The sequence below is a fragment of the Oxalobacteraceae bacterium OTU3CAMAD1 genome (assembly GCA_024123915.1).
Lineage (GTDB): Bacteria > Pseudomonadota > Gammaproteobacteria > Burkholderiales > Burkholderiaceae_D > Rugamonas.
Genome location: CP099650.1, coordinates 3,488,526 through 3,508,219, shown reverse-complemented (window position 1 = coordinate 3,508,219; position 19,694 = coordinate 3,488,526). Strand labels below are relative to the sequence as shown.

Genomic DNA, 19,694 nt, shown 5'->3' with positions numbered 1-19,694 from the left:
TCAAACCCGAGGCGGGTCGGTCTCCCTTGCATAAATCCGATGCTGCGCCAACGCCGTCTCGAAGCGCGCCAACGCCGGCCCCACCTCCCCCTCCTGCGCCACGATCACGCCCGGATCGGGCTCGCCGTTCGGCAGCTTGGAGGGAATCCCCGCCGCCCGCAGCAACACCGCGCCCGAGCCCAACGCCAGCAGCGGCTTGTTATGCCGATACTGCAGCTTCAGGAACTCGATCGCCAACGCATCCCGACTCAGCTTGCCCTCCCCATCCGCGCAATCAGGCACGATCGCCCCATCGAACAACACTGACGGCCCGGCCTCGAAACTGATCTCGATATCCATCGGCGCATCGTCGTCGGCGGCCACCTTCCCCACCCGCTGGCCGACCAATCGGGGCACTGCGCCGGCATCCAGCAGCGCCGCATACAGCTTGCGCGTCTGCCGCCCATCGACGCCCGGCGCCACCAGCAGCGCGACCCGCCGTGTGGCCACACCGATATTCCCGGGGCGGCTGAACAGCGATAAAGCCGACGACGGCGGATACTGGTACATCGGTCGATCCGTCGCCGGCGGCAGCGGCGGCGGCACCTCCATTCCTAAACCCGCTGCCACCATGGCCGCCAGCCGCTCGTCGATATTGATCAGCCCCGCCACCACGCGCCGGCGCACGGCCGGGGTCTGCACCCGCGTCAATTCGAAACGGAAGGCGCCGATGATGTGCGCCTGCTCGATCGGCGTCTGGCTGATCCAGAACAGGCGCGCCTGCGAATAATGGTCGGCGAACAGCTCCGGCTTGCCGCGCACCTTGGTCGCCTGGAGCGGCTCCGGGAAGCTGACAAACCCGCCCGCGCCGGCCTGGAACGGATAGCCGCCGGCCAGCGAATTCGGCTCGTAGTTGACGCGGCCGCGATTGATCGACTGCCGATGAAAACCCTCGCGCTGGTTGTTATGAATCTGCGCCAGCGGGGTGTTGATGGGGATCTCGTGGAAGTTCGGGCCGCCCAAGCGCGAGATCTGCGTGTCGATATACGAATGCAGCCGTCCTTGCAGCAAGGGGTCGTCGGTGAAGTCGATGCCTGGCACCACATGCGCGGCGCAAAACGCCACCTGCTCGGTCTCGGCGAAGAAGTTATCCGGATTGCGGTCCAGTACCAGCCTGCCCACCGGGCGCAGGCGCACCATCTCCTCGGGTACGATCTTGGTCGGATCGAGGATATCGAACGGGAACTGGGCGGCCTGCTCCTCGCTGAACAACTGCAGGCCCAGCTCCCACTCGGGGAACTGGCCGCTGTCGATCGCCTCCCACAGGTCGCGGCGGTGGTAATCAGGATCGGCGCCGGCCAGCCGGACCGCCTCGTCCCACACCAGCGAATGGGTGCCGGCCTTGGGCGTCCAATGGAATTTGCAGAACACCGACTCGCCCTTCGCATTCACCAGCCGGAAGGTGTGCACGCCGAAGCCCTGCATCATGCGGTAGCTGCGCGGGATGGCGCGGTCGGACGTATGCCACATCAGCATGTGGAAAATCTCGGGACTGAGCGAAGCGAAATCCCAGAAGGTGTCGTGCGCGCTCGAGGCCTGCGGCATCGCGTGGTGCGGCTCCGGCTTGACCGAGTGGACCAGATCGGGAAACTTCATCGCATCCTGGATGAAGAACACGGGGATGTTGTTGGCCACCAGATCCCAGTTGCCTTCATCGGTATAGAACTTGGTAGCGAAGCCGCGCACATCGCGCACGGTATCGGCCGACCCTCGTTCGCCGGCCACGGTGGAGAAGCGCACGAACACCGGCGTGCGTTTGCCGGCGGCGCTGAACGGCGCGGCGCGCGTGATGGCACAAAGGTCGTTGTAACTTTCAAAGTAGCCGTGTGCGGCCGAGCCGCGTGCGTGGACCACGCGCTCGGGAATGCGCTCATGATCGAAGTGGGTGATCTTCTCGCGCAGGATGAAATCCTCCATCGCGGTCGGGCCACGCAGGCCGATCTTGAGGCTATGCTGGTTGTCTGCGACGGGCACCGCCTGATTGGTGGTCAGCTCGCGGCCGCTATCGTCGACCCGTACGCGGTCCAGTGGACCATCGAGGGAATTTTCGCCGATATCGGGCTGTCCGTCACCGACCTTGGGCGAAGCGACGCTCTCGGTGCTCGTGCTGGCGGTGGCCCAATTGCTGGCCGGCGTCTCGGTATCGCCCTCGTGCGGCGTGTAGGCAGCCTCGCCATACTCAAGCGGCTTGGTCGGATTGAACGGCATTTGGGCGGCCAGGGCCTGGTCGGTGACGACTTTCGTCAGCAGCTGTTCGGCGATCTGATTCGGCGACCCGAGGCGGGTCGGGTACGGCGGCTCGGACGGCCCCGCGATGGTGCTCAAAACGGAGCCAGCGCCATCGACCCCGCCGCCATTGTTTTTACGTTTAGCCATGTCTGACCTCATAGAAAATGAAAGCTGAGGTCGAGTTTGCTTTGTTAAGGCCAACCGAGTTTGATAAGGCGCAAACCCGGAGGCGGGGACGCGGGCATACCCGGGAGACACGTAGGGCGGATTAGCCGAAGGCGTAATCCGCCATGCATGCGCCGCCGACGGAGCTTGGCGGATTACGCTACGCTAATCCGCCCTACGTGTTTTAGATGTATGCGAGCCAACGTGGCCTTAGCTATTTAAAAGAAATGCTGCCAGTCGGCGAGCCAGGCGGGGAATTCTTCCACTGGCATCGGCTTGGCGATGTAGTAGCCCTGCGCGTAGGTGCAGCCCAACCCTTGCAGGAAGTCCCAGTCCTGCTTGGTTTCGACGCCGACCGCCACCGAGCGGCGGTCCAGGCTGCGCGCGAGGCCGAGGCAGGAGCGCAGCACCGTGCCGATGGCTTGCTTCTTGGAGGCGCCGTCGACGAAGCTGCGGTCGATCTTCAATTCCGAAAATGGTATGCGCGCCAGCAGTTGCAAATTGCTGCGCCCCGTGCCGTAGTCGTCGATGGCGAGGCCGAAGCCCTTCATCCGCAGCCGCAGCAGCCGCTCGAGGAAATGCGGGTCGGTCGTGAGCACCGACGATTCGGTCATCTCGAAGGTGATGTAGTCCGGCAGGATGCTGTGCCGCGCCAGGCAGGCCGCGATCTGCTCCATGAACTGCGGGTGCGCCAACGTGCTTTGGTCGACGTTGATCGAGAACGAGATCGGGATGCCCTGGTCGTGCAGGGTGCGGCAGGCGGCGACCGACTTTTCGATCATGCTCCAGTCGAGGAAGTCGATGCGGCGGTTTTGCTCCAGCACCGGCATGAACGATGCCGGCCCCAATAGACCATGCAGCGGATGGCGCCAGCGCGCGAACATCTCCAGCCCCTTGACTTGCCCCGTCTCCAGTTCTATCTTGGGCTGGAAGTGGGGGTCGAATTCGCGCGCCTGCAATCCGGCGCCCACTTCGGCGAACGACATCGGCTGCACCTTGCCGGTGGCGGCATGGGGCTCCGGCCGCTGCAGATGATTGGCGACCAGCGCTTCGAGGCGGCTGCCGATGACCGGCTTGCCGACCGCGCCCAGCACGTTGACGCCGTAGGCGTCGGCCATCGTCTCGCACGAGAACAGCACCGCGTTGGTCTGGGCGCCGACGATGATGATGCCAGCGCTGCTTTTCGCTTCACCCAGCCGGCGTATCAGTTCCAATGCGTCCATGCCTGGCAGGGCCAGGTCGAGGATGGCGATGTCCACCGGCGGCGTGATGCCGGCGCTGAAGTGGCGCAGCGCGGTGTAGCCGTCGGGCGCTTGCGTGATCCGGCCCACGCCCAGATGGACCAGGATATCGGCCAGCGCGTGTCGTTGTACCTGATCCCCTTCCGCTACCAGAAAGTGCAACTGCGAGTGCAACTGCGCGATATCCATGACGGCTCCGATCAAACGTTCTACAGTTGATTCTGCCTGACTTGTTCGAAAAAGCATACTGCCGCGCATGCGGCGACGTTCAGCGACTCCACTTGCCCCAGATGCGGGATCACCACCTGGTGGGTCGCCATCGATAGCAGATCGTCCGCCACGCCCTGCCCTTCGTGGCCGAACAGCCACGCGACCGGCTGCCGCAGATCGACGTCGTACAGCCGCTGCGTGGCGTAGCCGCTGGTGGCCAGCGACGTCACCTTGGACGACGACACCAGCGCGGCCAGGTCGACATTCTCGAAAATATCGAGCACGAAGTGCGCGCCCATCGCCGCCCGCAACACTTTGGGCGACCAGCAGAACGCGGTGCCGGCGCTGCAATAGACTTGCTTGATGCCAGCCGCCGCCGCGCTGCGCAGGATGGAACCGACGTTGCCGGGGTCCTGCACATTATCGAGCAGCACCGCCGACACGGCCAGCGGCTCGGTGACAGCGCGCTCCGGCGTCGGCACCGAAAACATCACGCCGACGCCGTGTTCGACCTGGCTGACGGCGTTGTACAGCGCATCGGGCAGCGCCAGCACGTGCGCGTGCTTCGCCTCCAGCTGGCCGACGATATCCATCACTTCGGGGTTGTGCAGCGCGGTCTCGCTGACGATGCACTGCTCCGGCAGGCCGCGCAGTTGCAAATAGGCCTGGCACAGATGCACGCCGTCCAGCAAGGTGCGGCCGGACTTGCGGCGCGCCTGCGAACTGCCGGCCAGCTTGACCAGTTCCTTGTATTGCGCGTTGTCGCGCGAGGTGATGGTCTTCATGCGAACCCTCCGGCGGGCAGCAAGTCCATGGTGTACGCGGTTTGCACCGTTTGCGTCACTTTCACGGTCTCGACGAAGACGCCGTTGCGCATCGCGTGCAGCTCCAGCACCTCGCGCACCGGCGCGAACGAGCGGCGGTGCACCGGCGAGGCGCCGTGCTCGCGCAGGCGCTCCATATGCAGCGCCGTGCCGTAGCCCTTGTGCTGGTCGAAGCAGTAATGCGGATACTGCGCATGCAGCGCCACCAGCGCGGCGTCGCGGGCGGTCTTGGCCAGGATCGACGCCGCCGAAATGGCGTCGACCTTGTCGTCGCCGCCGATGACGGCGATGCTCTGGATTTTCATGACCGGGCAGCGGTTGCCGTCGATCAGGGCCAAGGTCGGCACCGTCTTCAGCGCCTCCACCGCGCGCCGCATCGCCAGCATCGACGCCTGCAGGATATTGAGCTTGTCGATTTCCTCTTCCGACGCTTCGGCGATGGCCCAGGCCAGCGCCTGCGCCTTGATCAGAGGCGCGAGCAAATCGCGTTTGGCTTCGGTCAGCTTTTTCGAGTCGCGCAGGCCGGCGATCGGCCGCGACACGTCCAGGATGACGGCGGCGGCGAACACCGGCCCGGCCAGCGGGCCACGGCCGGCTTCATCGACGCCGCAAATGATCTCGTCGGACGAATCGGGCAGGTCGTCGAACAGACCGGGATGTTGATTTTTCACGTTGATTCTCTATCTTGAAATGACCTTGAGCACGGCCGCCGCGCTCTCCACCGCGCTATTGCGCAGCAGGCTGTGATGCATGTCGCTGAAGCGCTGCACCAGCTTGAGGCGATGCGGCACGTCGCTCAGTTGCTTCCACATGGCGTCCGCCAGTCCCTGCGGGCTGGCCTCGTGCTGCACCATTTCCGGCACCAGGAATTCGCGCGCCAGGATGTTCGGCAATCCGATCCACGGCTGGTAGCCGAAGTGGCGCAGGATCTGGTATTCGGCCGCCATCATCTTGTACGCGATGACCATCGGCTTCTTGAACAGCGCCACCTCCAGCGACGCCGTTCCCGACGCGACCAGCACGGCGTCGGCCGCCGCGATGGCGGTGTGCGACTGGCCGTCGAGCAGCTGGACTTCGACGTCCTGCAGGCCGGCCTGCGCCACCAGTTCGAGGAAGTACTGGCGCTGGCGCTCGCCCGCCATCGGCGCGACGAAGCGCAGCGAGCGGTCGCGCTCCTTGAGCAGTTTGGCGGCGCCGATGAAGGCCGCCGTGTTGTACTTCAATTCGGACATGCGGCTGCCTGGCATGATGGTCACCACGTTGGCGTCCTCCGGCAGGCCCAGGACGCGGCGCGCCGCCGCTTCGTCCGGCGCCATCGGTATCAGCTCAGCCAGCGGATGGCCGACATAGCTGACCGGCACACCGGCCTTGCGGTAGATCTCCTCCTCGAAGGGGAAAACCACCAGCATGTGCGACACCGCCTTGATGATTTTCTTGATGCGCCCACCGCGCCACGCCCAGATCTGCGGCCCGATGTAGTGGATGGTCGGAATCCCCGCGTCCTTGAGCTGCATCTCCAGGCCCAGGTTAAAGCCCGGATAGTCGGCGCCGATGAAGGCGGCCGGCCGCTCGGCCAGCAGGCGGTCGCGCAATTCGTTCTGGATGCGTTTGATTTCGGGATAGCGCGGGATCACGGCCAGCAGGCCGCGCACCGTCAGCTTGTCCATCGGGTAGTGCGATTCGAAGCCCTGCGCGATCATATGCTCGCCGCCGATGCCGTGGAAGCGCGCGTCCGGCAGATGCGGACGCAGTCCCGATAACAGGCGCGCGGCCAGCACGTCGCCCGAAGGCTCGCCGGCGACGACCGCCAGCGATAATGGCGATCGCTCCGGCGCTGTCATACCAGCGATATCAGCGGACGATGCCACGGCTGGCGGTGCCGAGGAATTCGCGCATCGAACGAATCTGCTCGGCGGCGGCAGGCGTGGCCTGCTCCTCGGCCAGCAGCGCGGCCTTGGCTTCTTCCAGGGTCAGTCCGGAGCGGTAAATCAGCTTGTAGGCGGTGCGGATGCCGTTGATCTGCTCGCGCGTGAAACCGCGCCGCTTCAGACCTTCGATATTGACGCCGTGCGCCTGCGCCGGATTACCGTTTAACAGCACGAACGGCGGCACGTCCTGGGTCAGCGAGGTGCTCATGCCAACGAAGGCGTGGGCGCCGATCTTGCAGAACTGGTGGACGTTGGCGAAGCCGCTCATGATCACCCAGTCGCCGATTTCGACGTGGCCGGCGATCTGCGCGTTGTTCGAGAAAATCGTGTTGCTGCCGACCTGGCAGTCGTGCGCCAGGTGGACGTAGGCCGAGATCCAGTTGTCGTGGCCGAGCGTGGTGACGCCCTTGTCCTGCACCGTGCCGGTGTTGAAGGTGCAAAATTCGCGGATGGTGTTGCGGTCGCCGATCTCCAGGCGGGTCGGCTCGCCCGACCACTTCTTGTCCTGCGGCGCGGCGCCGATCGACGAGAACTGGAAGAACTTGTTGTCGCAGCCGATGCTGGTGTGGCCTTCGATGACCACGTGCGGTCCGACCACGGTACCGGACCCGATGCGCACGTTCGGACCGATGACCGAATACGGTCCGACCTCGACGCTGCTGTCGAGTTCCGCTTTGGGATCGACGATGGCGGTGGCGTGAATCTTCGACATGCTTACTTCCCCATCGGCTGGCTGGCGTCGACGGCGCTGCGGATGGTGCACATCAGTTCCGCCTCGAGCGCCAGCTGGCCGTCGACCGTGCCCACGGCCTTGTACTTCCAGATGCCGCGCGCGTGGCGCAGGATCTCGACGTTCATCACCAGCTGGTCGCCCGGTTCGACCGGACGCTTGAAGCGCGCGTTGTCGATGCCGACGAAGTAAACCACCGAGTTCTCGTCCGGCTTGACGCCGATCGACAGGAACGACAGGATGGCCGCCGTTTGCGCCATCGCCTCGATCATCAGCACACCCGGCATGACCGGCTTGTGCGGGAAGTGGCCATTGAAGAACTCCTCGTTGACGGTGACGTTCTTGATCGCCGTGATGCGCTTGTTGGCCTCCCAATCCAGCACGCGGTCGACCAGCAGCATCGGATAACGGTGCGGCAGGTACTGTTTGATCGCGTGAATATCCAGGCACTTCTTGGTGCAGGACGATTCGGTGGTTTCCGGAGTGGTGGTCATAATTATTTCTCTTCTTGATTCGTCAGTGTTTTAATTGTCTTTTCCAGCGCGCGCACCTTGTCGCGCATGGCGGACAGGTTGCGCACGATGACGGCCGACTTTTCCCATTCGGCCGGGCGCGACATCGGGTAGTAGCCGATATAGGTGCCGGGTTCCGTCAGCGAGCGCGGGATCATCGTCGACGGACCGACATTCACGTGGTCGGCGATGGTGATATGGCCGTTGATCATGGCGGCGCCGCCGAAGGTGCAGTACTTGCCGACGGTGGTGCTGCCGGCCATGCCGACGCAGCCGGCCATCGCCGTGTGCGCGCCGATATGGCAGTTGTGGGCGATCTGGATCAGGTTGTCGAGCTTGACGCCGTCCTCGATCACCGTGTCGGCCAGCGCGCCGCGGTCGACCGTGGTGTTGGCGCCGATGTCGACGTCGTCGCCGATCATCACGCGGCCGGTCTGCGGGATCTTGATGTAGACGCCCTTCTCGTTGGCGAAACCGAAGCCGTCGGTGCCGATGACGGCGCCCGAGTGGATGATGCCGCGCGCGCCGATCTGGCAGTAGGCGTGGAAGGTGACGTTGGCGAAGAAGTGCGTGCCCTCGCCGATCACCGCCTCGCGCCCGATGTAGCAGCCGGCGTCGATGACGGCGTGCTCGCCGATGACGGCGCCCGGTTCCACCACCACTTTCGGTCCGATGTGGGCCGTGGCGGCGATCTGCGCGCCCTCGCCGATGAAGGCGGTCGGATGGATGCCCGCCGGCGGCACGATGGCCGTCAGCGAGTAGAAATACTGCGCCGCCTTGGCGAAGTAGACGTACGGGTTGGGGGTGACGATGCGCGCGCCGGTGTAGCCGGCGGCGATGAATTCGTCATCGGCGGGCGAGACGATCAACGCCGCCGCCGCCGTCTGCAACGCCTGGGCGCGCAGTTTGCTGTTGCTCAGAAAGCTGATGTGCGAAACGCCGGCGTCGGTCAATGGCGCGATCCCGGTCACTTCCAGGTTCGCGTCACCCATCAACTGCCCGCCGAAGCGTTCGACCAAATCTCCCAGTCGAGTGCCCATCGGGATATCCAATCTTGTGTGATTTATTTGTCTTTATCGAGCGCCGCCAGCACCTTGTCGGTGATGTCGATGCGCGGGCTCGCCCATACCGCGTCCTGCAGCACGATGTCGAAGCCTTCGACATTGGCCATCTGGCGGATGATCTTGGTGGCGCGGTCCGAGATGGCCTGGCGCTCCTCGTTGGTGCGCTGGCTCAGATCCTCGCGGAACTCGCGCTGGCGGCGCTGGTATTCCTTATCGAGTTCGAACACGTCGCGCTGGCGCTTGACGCGATCGGCCTCGGACAGCGCCGGCGCTTCCTTCTCCAGCTTGTCGGACGCCGTCTTCAGGCGCCCGGCCATCTCCTGCATGGCTTTTTCGCGGCTTTTGAACTCTTCCTGCAGCTTTTCGCTGGCCAGCTTGGCCAGCTTGGACTCGTTGTAGATGCGCTCGGGGCTGAGCCAGGCGATGCGCGAGGCCGAGGTCTGGGCCTGCACCGGCGCCAATGCACTCCATCCCAGCGCAAGCACGGCGAGATATTTGGTCAGGTTAGCGGATGCAGTCTTCAACTTGTTTCTCCGAGGTAAATATTGGTACGCAGGGTACGCTCTAAAATCGCCATCCGCCGGCATCAGAAGCCGCTACCCATCTGGAACTGGAAGCGTTCCAGGCGGTCGCCTTCCTTGGCGTTCAAAGGCTTAGCATAACTCAACTTGAGCGGGCCGACCGGCGAAATCCAGCTGATGCCCAGGCCGGAGGAATAGCGCAGCTGCTGCAGGCGCATCTTCTCGCCTTCCTGGTAGACCTGGCCGCCGTCGAGGAAGGCGAACCAGCGCAGGCTGCGATCCTGGCCGGAACCGGGGAACGGCATCTGCAGCTCGGCGTTGCCGATCAGGCGCGAGGCGCCGCCCAGCGCGTCGCCGTAACGCGGATCGACCGCGCCCAGCGAGGAGCTCAGGTAGCCGCGCACCGAACCGATACCGCCGCCGTAGAAGTTTTTAAATACCGGATAGGAGCTGTCGCGCAGCCCGCGTCCGTAGTCGATCTCGCCCTTGAGCGCCAGGGTCACCTTCGAGAACAGCGGTTTGTACCACTGCTGCTCGTAGACCGCGCGGTAGTACTTCTGCTGGCCGATGATGTCCAGTTCCAGGTTGGCGCGCTGGTAGCGGCCCACGGTCGGCGTCAGCGCCGAATCGCGGCTGTCGCGCGCCCACGCCATCGTCAGCGGCACGGCGTTGGTCTTGGCGCTGCCGATGCCGCTCTGGATACCGGTGATGTCGCGCACGTACTGCTGGAAGCGGGTCGGCGAGGTCTGGTCGGTCTCGATGTTCGAGCGTTCCAGGCCGATGCCGAAGAACACGGTGTCGACTTCGGAGAACGGCACGCCGTAGCTCACGCGTCCACCCTGCTGCTTGATGGTGTAGTAACCGGTGTTGAGCGCCGGCGGTTTCTGCGTGCGCAGATAGATCTCGTACGAGCGCGAAACGCCGTCGTCGGTGTAATACGGGTCGGTCTGCGAGAACGAGATCGTGCGGCTGTACTTGGACGTGTTCAGTTCCATGCCGACGGTGGTGCCCGAGCCGGCGAAGTTGGCCTGCTGGATCGCCGCCTGGAAGGTGAACTTCTCCGACTGCGAGAACGCGCCGCCGATCTGGAAGTTACCGGTCGGCTTTTCGACCACGGTCAGGTTGACGTCGACCTGGTCGGAGGTGCCCTGCGCCTCCGGCGTGTCGACGGTGACGTCCTTGAAGTAGCCCAGGCGGTCGACGCGGTCGCGCGACAGCTTGATCTTGTTGGCGTCGTACCAGGACGACTCGAACTGGCGGAACTCGCGGCGTATCACCTCGTCGCGCGAGGTGGTGTTGCCGGCGATGTTCATGTGGCGCACGTAGGCGCGCTTGCCCGGATCGATGAAGAAGGTGAACGCCACTTCGCGCTTGTCGCGGTTGATGTCCGGATTGGCGTTGACGTTGGCGAAGGCGTAGCCGAAGGTGCCGAGGCGGTCGGAAATGAGCTTGTTGGTCGCGGTCAGGCGCGCGCCCGAATAGGTCTCGCCGTTGCGCAGCAGGACCAGCGAGCGCAGTTCCTCTTCGCGGCCGAAGGTCTCGCCCTCGAACTTGATGCCGGAGACGGTGTACTTCTCGCCTTCGGTGATGTTGATCGTGATGTAGATGTCCTTCTTGTCCGGCGTGATCGATACCTGCGTCGAATCGATGTTCATCTCGATGTAGCCGCGGTCCAGATAGAAGGACTTGAGCGCCTCGATGTCGCCGGTCAGCTTGGTCTTGGAATACTGGTCGGCCTTGGTGTACCAGCTGAACCAGCCGCCGGTGTTGAGGGCCAGCTGCTGCTTCAGTTCCTTGTCGTCGAACACCTTGTTGCCGACGATATTGATCTGCTTGATCTTGGCGACGTCGCCCTCGTCGACCGCGAACGTGATGTTGACGCGGTTACGCTCGATCGGCGTGACGGTGGTGACGATCTTGACGCCGTACAGGCCGTGCGACAGGTATTGGCGCTTCAATTCCTGCTCGGCGCGGTCGACCGACGCCTTGTCGAAAATCTTGGTTTCGCCGACGCCGATGTCCTTCAGCGCCTTGACCAGCGTGTCCTTCTCGAATTCCTTGGTGCCGGTGAACTCCACCTTGGAGATGGCCGGACGTTCCTCGACCAGCACCACCAGCACCTGGCCGTCGGCTTCGAGCTTGACGTCCTTGAAGAAACCGGTCGCGTACAGCGCCTTGATGGCGGTGACGCTCTTGTCGTCGTTGAAGGTCTCGCCCACCCGCACCGGCAGGTAGCTGAACACGGTGCCGGCCTCCGTACGCTGAATACCTTCGACGCGGATGTCCTTGATGACGAACGGTTCGATCGCCATGGCACGGCCGGCGCACAGCGCCAGGACGGCGGCGCCGATCAGGCTGCGGCGTAAAGAAGGTGAAGTAATACGGTCAGAATATAATTTCATTGGGGTTATTCAATGGCTAAATCAACGAACTACTTTATAAGAGCCGGGCGACGTCGTTAAATACCGCCAACAGCATTAACGTCATCAGCAAACCTATGCCAACGCGCTGTGCAATCTCATTAAAACGTTCCGGCACAGGACGCCCAGTTAAAACTTCCAGCGAATAATACAGCAAATGCCCCCCATCTAGAACCGGAATCGGTAGCAAATTCATTACCCCTAAACTGATGCTGATGAAGGCGATAAAGCTTAAATAACTGACCACGCCCATGCGCGCGGTCTGGCCGGCGTAGTCGGCGATCGTGATCGGGCCGGTGACGTTCTTGAGCGAGACCTCGCCGACGATCATCTTGCCGATCATCTTCAGCGTCATCGTACAAGTGTCCCAGACGCGGGTCATCGCCTTGCCCACCGCCTCCAGCGGCGACGAGGGCACGACGATCATATCCGGCAGCAAAGCGACATAAGCGCTGATCTTACCGACTGTTACAGTTCCTTTGCCGCTTTTTGCCTGCTCGGCCTGGGGCGTCATGGCCAGGGTGACCGGCTGGCCGGCGCGCCGCACCACAACGTCGACCGTCTTGCCGGCCGAGGCGCGGATGATGTCGATGAAGGCGATGCCGTCGGCCACCGGCGTGCCGCCGACCGACAGCAGCAAATCATCGACCCGCAGGCCGGCGCGCTCGGCCGGGCCGCCGGGCAGCACCTGCTGCACCACCGGCGCCGGACGCGCCACGCCCAGGCCCAGTTTGCCCAGCACGTCGCCGTCGAGGTCGAGCGCGGCGAGCACGTCGGCCGGCAGCACGAAGTGCCTGCGCCCTTCGCCCGGGCGTTCGACCGTCAGGCGCGCTTCCTTTTTATCGATGGCAGCCTGCATCAGGTTCCAGCGCAGCTCGGACCAGACGGCCACCGGCTGCTCGTTGACGGCGGTGACCTGGTCGCCGCTGCGCAGGCCGGCCCGCCACGCGGGCGTGGCGGACGCGGTGGCGGCAGGTTTGCCCTGCCCAGCATCGGCGGCGGCGGCGGCGTCGGGATTTTCGGCGGCGACCGACGAATCGGTGGCCAGCGCGACCACGTCGCTGGCGCGCACGCTGACCTTGCTGACCGGCTCCTCGACGCCATACATATACAGGCCGGCAAACAGCACGATCGCGATCAGGAAGTTGGCCAGCGGGCCGGCGGCCACGATGGCGATGCGCTTCCACACGTTCTGGCGCGTGAACTCGCGCTTCAGGTCTTCCGGCGGCAGGTCCTTGAGCTCGCCCTCGCGGGCGTCCAGCATCTTGACGTAGCCACCCAGCGGCAGCGCCGACACGGCCCACTCGGTCTGGTCGGGGCCGAAGCGGCGCGACCACACGACCTTGCCCATGCCGACCGAGAAACGCAGCACCTTGACGCCGCACCAGCGCGCCACCAGGTAGTGGCCCAGCTCGTGGAAGACGATCAGGGAGCCGAGGCAGACGACGAACGCCAGGACGGTTTGCAGGAAGTTCATTTTGCCAGTCCGGCGATATGGGTTTCAGCGGCGGCGCGCGCCAGCGCGTCCTGCGCCATGACGGCCTCGATGCTGTCGGCGGCGCCGTGCGGCAACGCGTCCATCACGTGGGCGATCACGCGGTCGATCTGGCGGAAGCCGATCTTCAGGTCGAGGAAGGCTTGCACCGCGACCTCGTTGGCGGCGTTCAGCAGCGCCGGCGCCGTGCCGCCGGCGCGCAGGGCGTCGAAGGCAAGCGCCAGGCACGGGAAGCGGGCGAAGTCGGGACGCTCGAACTGCAAGGTGGCGATCTGCGTCAGGTCGAGCTGGGCGACGCCGGAATCGATGCGCTCCGGGTAGGCCAGCGCGTGGGCGATCGGCGTGCGCATGTCCGGGTTGCCCAGTTGCGCCAGCACCGAGCCGTCGACGTAGGACACCATCGAGTGGATCACCGATTGCGGGTGGATGACGACATCGATCTGGTCGGCCGGGGCGCCGAACAGCCAGTGCGCCTCGATTACCTCCAGGCCCTTGTTCATCATCGTGGCCGAGTCGACCGAGATCTTGCGACCCATCGACCAGTTCGGGTGCTTGCAGGCCTGTTCCGGCGTGACGTCTTCCAAGGTCTCGACGGCGCGCGTCAGGAACGGGCCGCCGGAGGCGGTCAGCAGGATCTTGGCGACGCCGCTGGCGCCGGGCTGGCGGCCGTACGACGCCGGCAGGCATTGGAAAATCGCGTTGTGTTCGCTGTCGATCGGCAGCAGCACGGCGCCCGCTTCGGCGGCGGCGTCGATGAACAGCTGGCCGGACATGACCAGCGCTTCCTTGTTGGCCAGCAGGACCTTCTTGCCGGCGCGGGCGGCGGCCAGGGTCGGCGCCAGGCCGGCGGCGCCGACGATGGCGGCCATGACGCTGTCGACCTCGGGCGCGCTGGCGATGGCGCACAGGGCGGCCTCGCCGTACTCGACTTCGGTGGTGACGCCGGCCGCGCGCAGCAGCGCGCCCAGGCGCTCGGCGGCGTCAGCCGTGCCGACCACGGCGCGCAGCGGACGGAATTGCACGCACTGGGCGGCCAGTTCGTCGACGCGGCTGTGCGCCGACAGCGCGTAGACGGCATAGCGCTGCGGATGGCGGGCGAGCACGTCCAGCGTGGACACGCCGATCGAACCGGTGGCGCCAAGGATGGTGATGCGTTGCATAGGAATGTCTTTCAGAGCCAGGCGGTCAGCAGCGCGGCCAGCGGCAGCACGGGGATCAGCGCGTCGACACGGTCGAGCACGCCTCCGTGGCCCGGCAGCAGGTTGCTGCTGTCCTTGATGGCGGCGCGGCGCTTGAGTTGGGATTCGAACAGGTCGCCGATGACGGAGGCGGCGACGATGACCAGCAGCGCCAGCAGCGTCAGGGCCCAGCCGAAGCGCGCCTGCAGGCGCACGGCGAAGGTGTCCTGCAGCCATGGGGCCGAGCCCGCCAGCAGGATGGTCAGCGAGGCGATCGCCAGCACGGCGATGCCGCCGCCGATGGCGCCCTCCCACGATTTACCCGGGGAGATGGTCGGCGCCAGCTTGCGCTTACCGAAGGCTTTGCCGGAGAAATAGGCGCCGATGTCGGCGATCCAGACCAGGGCCAGCACCGACAGCAGGTACAACGGCGACTTCAGGTACAGGCCGACGATGGCGAAGAAGCAGGCGAAGATGGCGAAGCTGAACGTGATCGCCATCGACCAGTTGGCCGCGCCCTTGAGCGGCGGCAGGCCCAGGCCCAGCGTGGGCGCGTAACGGATCAGCCACAGCAGCGCGGCCACGCCGTACAGCGCGGTGACGGCGCCCGGCTTGGCGCTGTACATCAGCAGCACGAACAGGCCGCAGCTGACCACGCCGGTGACCTTGGCGGCGGTCGGCGACAGGCCGAACAGGCGGGCGCCCTCCCACATCGCTGCGCCGACGAACAAGGTGACGACCACGGCGAACGCGGGGAAATAATTGAAGAACAGGACCGGCAGCAACACCGCCAGCAAGAGCACCGCGGTAATAATCCGTGTTTTCAGCATTAGTTTTTCTTTTCCGCCAGTTGCGCGCCGGTGCGGCCGAAACGGCGCTCGCGGTGCTGGTAGGAGGCGATCGCCTCGTCGAGGCACTCGATGGTGAAATCGGGCCAGTACGTCTCGGTGAAGAACAGTTCGGTGTAGGCCAGTTGCCACAGCAGGAAGTTGGAGATGCGCTGCTCGCCGCCGGTGCGGATGAACAGGTCCGGCTCGGGCGCGTAGGCCATCGCCAGGTGCGGCGCCAACTGCTCCTCGGTGAAGTTGCCGGTACCAGGGTGGGCGGCCACCATCTTGCCGACGGCCTGCATGATGTCCCAGCGCCCGCCGTAGTTGGCGCAGACGGTGACGGTCATGCGGGTGTTGTTGGCGGTCTTGCGCTCGGCGCTGGCGATCATGCCCTGCAACTTGGCGTCAAAGCGGCTCAGGTCGCCGACGACTTTCAAGCGGATATTGTTGGCGTGCAGCTTGGAGACCTCGCGGTCGAGCGCCGTGACGAACAGGCGCATCAAGAGCGATACTTCCTCTTCCGGGCGGCGCCAGTTTTCGGAGCTGAAGGCGAACAGGGTCAGGTATTCGACGCCGCGGCGGGCGCACGCCTCGACCACGGTGCGCACCGCTTCCACGCCTTTGACGTGGCCGGCCACGCGCGGCAGAAAGCGTTTGGTCGCCCAGCGGCCATTGCCATCCATAATGATCGCCACGTGACGCGGCACATTCGGGGCTTCCGGAACCTCAGTAGTCGAACTCGTATATTTCATGAAAACTTTGGTGCCAAAGTATAAAGTATTGCAGGTGTGACGCAAAAAGACAAGACGCCATGATAACCCACGCCCCAAAAGCGGCGCGGGGTCGGACCCCGTACGGGGTCCGACCCCTCTACCCGGCTGGGGAGGCGGCCGCCGGCGTCTTCCGGGTTAAACCGTCAGCACTTCTTTTTCTTTTTCGACAACCATCTTGTCGATGTCGGCGATGAACTTGTCGGTCAGTTTTTGCACGTCGTCGGAGGCGCGACGCTCGTCGTCCTCGGAGATGGCCTTGTCCTTGACCAGCTTTTTCAGGCTTTCATTGCCGTCGCGGCGGATGTTGCGCACCGCGATCTTGGCGTCCTCGGCTTCGCTCTTGACCAGCTTGACCATTTCCTTGCGGCGTTCCTCGGTCAGCGGCGGGGTCGGCACGCGGATCATGTCGCCCTGCGACGACGGGTTCAGGCCCAGGTCGGCGTCGCGGATGGCTTTTTCGATGGTCGAGGCCATTTTCTTCTCGAACGGCTGCACGCCGATGGTGCGCGCATCCATCAGGGTGACGTTGGCCACCTGGGTCAGGGCCGTCGGCGAACCGTAGTACTCGACCATCACGTGGTCGAGGATGCCGGTGTGGGCGCGGCCGGTGCGCACCTTGGCCAGATCGGCGCGCAAGGTTTCCAGCGATTTGGTCATGCGTTCTTGCGCATTCTTTTTAACGTCAGCTACGGACATTGCTGCTCTCCTGTGATCGGATATAAATAATGATGGTATTAACGGCGTTACACGTGGACCAGTGTACCCTCATCCTCGCCCATGATGACGCGTGCGAGCGCGCCCGGCTTGGTGATGGAGAACACCTTGATCGGCAATTTCTGGTCGCGGCACAGCGCGAAGGCGGTCGCGTCCATGACTTGCAGGTGCTTGGCGATCGCCTCGTCGAAGGTGATCGAGTGGTACAGGGTGGCGTTCGGGTCCTTCTTCGGATCGGCCGTGTAGACGCCGTCGACCTTGGTGGCCTTCAGCACGATCTCGGCGCTGATCTCGGAACCGCGCAGCGCGGCGGCCGTGTCGGTGGTGAAGAACGGGTTGCCGGTGCCGGCCGCGAACACCACGACCTTGCCCTCTTCCAGGTACTGCAGCGCCTTCGGGCGCACATACGGCTCGACCACCTGCTCGATGCCGATGGCCGACATCACGCGCGCGGTGATGCCGACATGGCGCATCGCGTCGGCCAGCGCCAGCGCGTTCATGACGGTGGCGAGCATGCCCATGTAGTCGGCGGTGGCGCGGTCCATGCCTTGGGCGCCGGGGGCGACGCCGCGGAAGATGTTGCCGCCGCCAATGACGATCGCCAGTTCCACGCCCATTTTCGCGACCTCGGCCACATCGGCGACCATCCGTTCGATCGTGCCGCGGTTGATGCCGTAAGGATCATCGCCCATCAGGGCTTCGCCGGACAGTTTGAGGAGGACGCGCTTGTAGGCTGGTTTGGACATGAGAAGGGGCTCCTAAAGTGTGTATGGGGTTGATTCAGGGAAGGCTGCCGGCGCCTATCATACCTTGAGATAGGCGCGATGGCCGCCGGGGACAACTGGTGTTACAGACAAGATTATCTTGCCGGGCTAAAAAAACGGGCCTCGCGGCCCGTTTTCACTATTAACCCTGGGAAGCGGCCATTTGAGCGGCCACTTCTGCGGCGAAGTCATCGACCTTCTTCTCGATGCCCTCACCGACGACGTACATCGTGAATGCTTTCACGGTGGTCGCTTTTTCCTTCAGCATCTGTTCGATCGACTGCTTGTCGTTCTTGACGAACGCCTGGTTCAGCAGCGACACTTCCTTCAGATACTTCTGGACCGAGCCTTCCAGGCGCTTGGCGACGATTTCCGGCGACTGCGCTGGCTTGCCTGCGGCGGCGGCGGTGGCTGCATCTTCATCGGCCTTCAACTGGGCGACCGAGCGCTCTTTTTCGATCAGTTCGGCAGGAACCTGGTCGGCCGACAGCGACACCGGCTTCATCGCGGCGATGTGCATGGCGACGTCTTTACCGACTTGTTCGTCGGCGCCGTCAAACTCGACCACAACACCGATGCGGGTGCCGTGCAGGTACGACGCCAGCTTGGCGGTCGTTTCGAAGCGCTGGAAGCGGCGGATCGACATGTTTTCGCCGATCTTACCGATCAAGGCGGCACGCACCTCGTCCAGGGTCTGGCCGTTGCCAGCTGGCAGGGCCAGCAGCGCGGCGACGTCGGCCGGGTTGTTTTCGGCGACCAGCTTGGCGGCGGTGTTGGCCAGGTTCAGGAAGTCGTCGTTCTTGGCGACGAAGTCGGTTTCCGAGTTCACTTCGATCAGCGCGCCCACGCCGTTGGCGATGTAGGTGGCGACCACGCCTTCGGCGGTCACGCGCGACGACGCTTTCGATGCCTTGCCGCCCAGCTTGACGCGCAGGATCTCTTCAGCACGGCCCATGTCGCCTTCGGCTTCGGTCAGTGCTTTTTTGCATTCCATCATTGGCGCGTCCGTCTTGGCGCGCAGTTCGCCTACCATTGCTGCAGTAATCGCTGCCATAGTGTTTCTCCTGTATTCGGTATTCGGTGGAAGGGGAGCGGCCGGTAAGCCCTGCTCTACCCATTTACGTTAAAAAAAAGGGGGAGCTGTTGGCCACCCCTTTTTCCTTGCAGCTAGTTCAGAACAATTAAGCCTGTTCGTTCACTTCGACGAATTCGTCGCCTGCTGCGGCTTTGACCATTTCAACGATCTCGTTACCGGCGGCTGCACGGCCTTCCAGGATCGCGTCTGCTACGCCACGGGCGTACAGCGTGATGGCTTTCGACGAGTCGTCGTTGCCTGGAATAACGTACTGAACGCCTTCTGGCGAGTGGTTGGTATCGACCACGCCGATGACCGGGATGCCCAGTTTAGCGGCTTCGGTGATGGCGCCTTTATGGTAGCCAACGTCAACGACGAAGATTGCGTCAGGAACGCCGCCCATGTCCTTGATACCGCCGATCGATTTTTGCAGCTTGATCATTTCGCGTTGGAACATCAGCGCTTCTTTTTTCGACAGCTTCTCAACCGAACCGTCTTCGATCTGGGCTTCCATGTCCTTCAGGCGCTTGATCGAGGTCTTGATGGTTTTGAAGTTGGTCAGCATGCCGCCGAGCCAACGCTGATCGACGAAAGGAACGCCTGCGCGTGCCGCTTCAGCAGCGATGATTTCGCGGGCTTGACGCTTGGTGCCGACCATCAGGATGGTGCCGCGGTTCGAAGCAACCTGCTTCACGTGTTTCATCGCTTCTTGATACATACCCATCGTCTTTTCCAAGTTGATGATATGGATCTTGTTGCGGTGACCGAAGATGAACGGTGCCATCTTTGGGTTCCAGAAACGGGTTTGGTGACCAAAGTGGACACCGGCTTCCAGCATTTCGCGCATCGTTACGGACATATTTAACTCCAGGGTTGGGTCTGGAATCCGATCAGTCACCATATAGGCACCCTTGTCGATCGGATTCGCGTTTATGAATAAACAATATTAACTACTTTATTGCCTGAACCGAAAGTCAAATCC

At 63.8% G+C, this 19,694-nt stretch carries 18 protein-coding genes; all 18 read right to left on the bottom strand.

Annotated elements, in window-relative coordinates; translation table 11 throughout:
• Nucleotides 1-2,415 (bottom strand): catalase, encoded by a 2,415-nt coding sequence (locus tag NHH88_15255; protein USX17073.1) that lies wholly within the window; start codon nt 2,413-2,415, stop codon nt 1-3.
• A 236-nt stretch (nt 2,416-2,651) separates the two neighbouring features.
• Entirely contained in the window at nt 2,652-3,863 is a 1,212-nt protein-coding gene (locus NHH88_15250; protein ID USX17072.1) for an EAL domain-containing response regulator, read from the bottom strand.
• Between the two features lie 20 nt (nt 3,864-3,883).
• Nucleotides 3,884-4,669 carry an RNA methyltransferase gene (locus tag NHH88_15245; GenBank protein ID USX17071.1) on the bottom strand — a complete coding sequence of 262 codons (786 nt, stop codon included), beginning with the start codon at nt 4,667-4,669 and terminating at the stop codon, nt 3,884-3,886.
• On the bottom strand, nt 4,666-5,379 hold the full coding sequence (rnhB, locus tag NHH88_15240; protein ID USX17070.1) for a ribonuclease HII: 714 nt from the start codon (nt 5,377-5,379) through the stop codon (nt 4,666-4,668). Before rnhB ends, NHH88_15245 begins: the two co-directional genes overlap by 4 nt.
• A 9-nt stretch (nt 5,380-5,388) precedes the next feature.
• Complete coding sequence (gene lpxB / locus NHH88_15235) at nt 5,389-6,549, bottom strand: lipid-A-disaccharide synthase (GenBank protein USX17069.1); 1,161 nt, start codon at nt 6,547-6,549, stop codon at nt 5,389-5,391.
• 10 nt (nt 6,550-6,559) lie between these two features.
• Nucleotides 6,560-7,348: an acyl-ACP--UDP-N-acetylglucosamine O-acyltransferase gene (gene lpxA, locus NHH88_15230; GenBank protein USX17068.1), complete on the bottom strand. Its 789-nt coding sequence runs from the start codon at nt 7,346-7,348 to the stop codon at nt 6,560-6,562.
• Between the two features lie 2 nt (nt 7,349-7,350).
• Nucleotides 7,351-7,860, bottom strand: a complete 510-nt coding sequence (fabZ, locus tag NHH88_15225) for a 3-hydroxyacyl-ACP dehydratase FabZ (GenBank protein ID USX17067.1) — start codon at nt 7,858-7,860, stop codon at nt 7,351-7,353.
• Between the two features lie 2 nt (nt 7,861-7,862).
• A complete protein-coding gene (gene lpxD / locus NHH88_15220; GenBank protein ID USX17066.1) occupies nt 7,863-8,918 on the bottom strand; it encodes a UDP-3-O-(3-hydroxymyristoyl)glucosamine N-acyltransferase in 1,056 nt (351 codons plus the stop codon).
• A 23-nt stretch (nt 8,919-8,941) separates the two neighbouring features.
• Nucleotides 8,942-9,466: an OmpH family outer membrane protein gene (locus NHH88_15215; GenBank protein ID USX17065.1), complete on the bottom strand. Its 525-nt coding sequence runs from the start codon at nt 9,464-9,466 to the stop codon at nt 8,942-8,944.
• A 62-nt stretch (nt 9,467-9,528) separates the two neighbouring features.
• Nucleotides 9,529-11,865, bottom strand: a complete 2,337-nt coding sequence (gene bamA / locus NHH88_15210; GenBank protein USX17064.1) for an outer membrane protein assembly factor BamA — start codon at nt 11,863-11,865, stop codon at nt 9,529-9,531.
• A gap of 34 nt (nt 11,866-11,899) precedes the next feature.
• Nucleotides 11,900-13,360: an RIP metalloprotease RseP gene (gene rseP / locus NHH88_15205; GenBank protein ID USX17063.1), complete on the bottom strand. Its 1,461-nt coding sequence runs from the start codon at nt 13,358-13,360 to the stop codon at nt 11,900-11,902.
• Complete coding sequence (gene ispC / locus NHH88_15200) at nt 13,357-14,538, bottom strand: 1-deoxy-D-xylulose-5-phosphate reductoisomerase (GenBank protein USX17062.1); 1,182 nt, start codon at nt 14,536-14,538, stop codon at nt 13,357-13,359. Before ispC ends, rseP begins: the two co-directional genes overlap by 4 nt.
• A gap of 11 nt (nt 14,539-14,549) precedes the next feature.
• Complete coding sequence (locus tag NHH88_15195) at nt 14,550-15,386, bottom strand: phosphatidate cytidylyltransferase (GenBank protein ID USX17061.1); 837 nt, start codon at nt 15,384-15,386, stop codon at nt 14,550-14,552.
• Entirely contained in the window at nt 15,386-16,138 is a 753-nt protein-coding gene (gene uppS / locus NHH88_15190) for a polyprenyl diphosphate synthase (protein ID USX17060.1), read from the bottom strand. Before uppS ends, NHH88_15195 begins: the two co-directional genes overlap by 1 nt.
• Nucleotides 16,139-16,294: 156 nt before the next feature.
• Complete coding sequence (gene frr / locus NHH88_15185) at nt 16,295-16,855, bottom strand: ribosome recycling factor (GenBank protein ID USX17059.1); 561 nt, start codon at nt 16,853-16,855, stop codon at nt 16,295-16,297.
• A gap of 47 nt (nt 16,856-16,902) precedes the next feature.
• Complete coding sequence (gene pyrH, locus NHH88_15180) at nt 16,903-17,619, bottom strand: UMP kinase (protein ID USX17058.1); 717 nt, start codon at nt 17,617-17,619, stop codon at nt 16,903-16,905.
• Nucleotides 17,620-17,779: 160 nt separating this feature from the next.
• Nucleotides 17,780-18,691 carry a translation elongation factor Ts gene (tsf, locus tag NHH88_15175; protein ID USX17057.1) on the bottom strand — a complete coding sequence of 304 codons (912 nt, stop codon included), beginning with the start codon at nt 18,689-18,691 and terminating at the stop codon, nt 17,780-17,782.
• A gap of 127 nt (nt 18,692-18,818) precedes the next feature.
• The gene (gene rpsB, locus NHH88_15170; GenBank protein ID USX17056.1) at nt 18,819-19,571 is read right to left on the bottom strand and encodes a 30S ribosomal protein S2; all 753 of its coding nucleotides are present in this window, start codon (nt 19,569-19,571) and stop codon (nt 18,819-18,821) included.
• Nucleotides 19,572-19,694: the final 123 nt, after the last annotated feature.